The sequence below is a fragment of the Streptomyces sp. NPDC058231 genome (genome assembly GCF_042882275.1).
Taxonomy (GTDB): domain Bacteria; phylum Actinomycetota; class Actinomycetes; order Streptomycetales; family Streptomycetaceae; genus Streptomyces.
On record NZ_JBHVWN010000157.1, the window covers coordinates 1 to 2,777 of the forward strand.

Below are 2,777 nucleotides of genomic sequence, written 5' to 3' on the forward strand. Positions count from 1 at the left end.
CTTGCGCACGTGGGACGCACCCAGTGAGACCTCTCCGCCGAGCAGCCGGCAATCGTCAGCCCGCCGGCTGAAACAGGCGCGATCGGCCTGGCCCTGCACCGTTGGACCAGCCGGAGACGCCGCTCAACCGACAGTGGTGCGTGCGCGGGTGTCACGGTGCCTCCTGGTCCCCTGTTGCGAAGGCATGCTTTCGCGTGAGCATGATCACGAGGAGGCTGAAGACTCCGAGCGCTGCCGCGGCGATGGCGTCGGCGGTGATGTTGACGCGCTGCAGGAGAATGCCGCCGATGATGCCGCCGAGTGCCATGGCCGCGTTCCACAAGGTCACGAGGATGGCTTGCGCGGTGTCGACGATGGCCGGGCTGCGTCGCATCCCGGCGTGACCGGCTGCGGTCTGAAGGAGCGTGGGTGTACCGCCCCATCCCAGGCCCCACGCGACGGCTGCGACCCAGACAACAGCCTGTGCTGTGGTGACGGCGAAGGCGGCAGTGGCAAGGATGAACAGTGTTGCGGCGGTCAGCGCGAGCCCACGAAGATACCTGTCGATGTGAAGACCGGTGTACCAGATGCTGACCAGGCATGCGATGCCGAAGGCCAGCAAGATCGCGTCCACCGCTGTGGCGAGTCCGGCGTGCCGCAGGTATGGCGCGATGTACGCGTAAATGATCGTGTGGCCGAGAACGAAGGTCACGACGACGACCATGATGGCGGTGACCCCAGGGGCCCGGAGCGTTTGTCGGGTGGTCGGTTTCGGCTCGTCAGTTGTCGTCGTCGGCCGGCTGATGGCGGGAACGCTGAACGCGATCCATCCGATGACGGCCAGGGTGATTACTGAGACGGCGGCGAAGGACGCTCGCCACCCGATCTGTTGCCCGATCAGCGTCCCGGCGGGAACACCTAGCGACAACGCCAGAGGAATCCCGGTCATCGCGATCGCAATGGCACGGCCTTCCTGGCCAGGAGGCGCGATGCGGCGCGCGTAGCCGGCAAGGATCGCCCACGCGAGTCCGGCGGCGACGCCGGCAAGGAGACGCGCGATGAGCAGGACTGCGTAGCCGGGCGCGACAGCAGTGAGCGTGTTCGCGATCAGGAAGACGGTCGTAGCGCCCAGCAGCAACGGCTTGCGCCGAATTCCTGCGGTGGCCGCGGCCAACGGTATGGCGGTCAGGGCTGTCCCGGCGGCGTACACGGTGACAGTCTGGCCCGCCGCACCGGAGCTGACGCCGAGAGAGGAGGTCATCTGTGGGAGAACGCCTGCTGGGAGGGTCTCGGTCAAGCTGGTGATGAAGACTGCAGTTCCCAGTGCCAGGAGCGCAGACCAAGGTAGGACTTCACGTCCTGTCTGAGAGGCCGTTGTGGTCGTCATGCCACCGATCATGAAACCCTCACATTGATGTGAGGGTCAAGCGCGGGGTGCGCGTTTACTCTCGACGATATGCGGATTGGTGAACTGTCGAGGTTGACGGGCGTGTCCCGGCGCCTGCTGCGCTATTACGAGGAGCAGCTCCTGATCGTGCCTGATCGGTCGACGAACGGATACCGTGAGTACGACGAACGGAATGTGGACCGCGTAAAGCAGATCCGCGGTTTGTTGGCGGCGGGGTTGCCGACTCGGATCATCAAGCAGATCTTGCCGTGCTTGGACAAACCCAGGTCCATTCATTTCCCGGACGCGACCCCAGAAATGTTGGCGTTGCTGACCTCGGAACGGGACAAGCTCACCGAGCGGGTCGAGGTGCTCACCCGTAACCGGGACGCGATGACCGAGTACTTGGCCGAGGTGGAGCAGCATCGCGCCCCGATTGCGCCTGATCAGCGGCGGAGAGTCTGAAGCCGGTTCCTCAAGACGGCGTGCACGGCATCCCGCTTCTTTTCAGGACAGATCCATGAAGTGACGGTGCCACTCCGGATCCGGAGACAACCGGGTCCGGGGGAAGCGTCATCCGGTGATCGATCGTCAAGCCGTCGAGGAGGAACAACGGTGTGCCCGTGCGGCATGCGGTGGACTGTAGTGCCGTTAGGACGACTGGCCCTCTGCAGCGGCCAGCAGGACAGCCGGCCCCACCAGGGACGGAGCAACGTCCTGGATAACCCTGTCGGCGTCGTCCGGAAGCACTGCGGGGCGCAATCGAACCCCGTTCAGGCCGAACTGCTCACGCCAGTCGACGAGTTCCCGGGCGAGTCGACTGGCGGTTCCGACGAATACGTGAGTATCCGGTGCCCAGACGAAGCCGGCGGCTTCGTTCAGCCGGGCCAACCTGGTCTCTGCCTGCTCGTCCGTGTCGCCCAGGACGACCGCTACGTCCGCGTACACCTCGGTCTCGGTGGCGTCCGGTGTCAGCTTCTCGATTTCGTGGAACGCCTCCAGGAGCACGGGAATCGGGTGCTCCTGCGAGGGAGTCACAAACACTCGGTCCGCGACAGCGGCAGCAAGTTGATACGGCTCCAAAGCGTGGTGCGCAAGCACCGCGACCTTCGGAGTCTTCAGCACCGGAACGGTCAGCGGACCAGCCGCCGGGTACCTTTCCCTCCCGGTGAGCTGCAACGGCGCGACCATGTCCCGGTGCAGGAACGTGTCCCCAGAGCTCAAGCTCTCAACTGGAAACGTCCTCCATAGCTCGCGCACTGTTCGCACGTAATCCTCGGCGTCACGAAACAGATCCCGGAGCCGGCGCGCAATGCGCGTCGGAACGTACACATCCTCGGTTAGTACTCCAGCTGTAGATCGTGATTCTGAGGGGGCCTGCCTGACGCAGGCCCCCTCGTCGGGGGTGGGG

The 2,777-nt window shown here is 64.9% G+C and carries 3 protein-coding genes; 1 reads left to right on the forward strand and 2 read right to left on the reverse strand.

Going from position 1 to position 2,777, the window contains the following annotated elements; all coding sequences use genetic code 11:
* Positions 1–151: 151 nt before the first annotated feature.
* Complete coding sequence (locus tag ACFVXE_RS38910) at positions 152–1,366, reverse strand: MFS transporter (RefSeq protein ID WP_389678507.1); 1,215 nt, start codon at positions 1,364–1,366, stop codon at positions 152–154.
* Between the two features lie 69 nt (positions 1,367–1,435).
* Here ACFVXE_RS38910 and ACFVXE_RS38915 point away from each other — a divergent pair, with 69 nt between their 5' ends.
* Positions 1,436–1,831 carry a MerR family transcriptional regulator gene (locus ACFVXE_RS38915; protein WP_389678508.1) on the forward strand — a complete coding sequence of 132 codons (396 nt, stop codon included), beginning with the start codon at positions 1,436–1,438 and terminating at the stop codon, positions 1,829–1,831.
* 186 nt (positions 1,832–2,017) lie between these two features.
* Here the strand turns inward: ACFVXE_RS38915 and ACFVXE_RS38920 are convergent.
* Positions 2,018–2,777, reverse strand: a 760-nt coding sequence (locus ACFVXE_RS38920) for an LLM class flavin-dependent oxidoreductase (RefSeq protein WP_389678509.1), incomplete at its 5' end; no start/stop codon positions are given.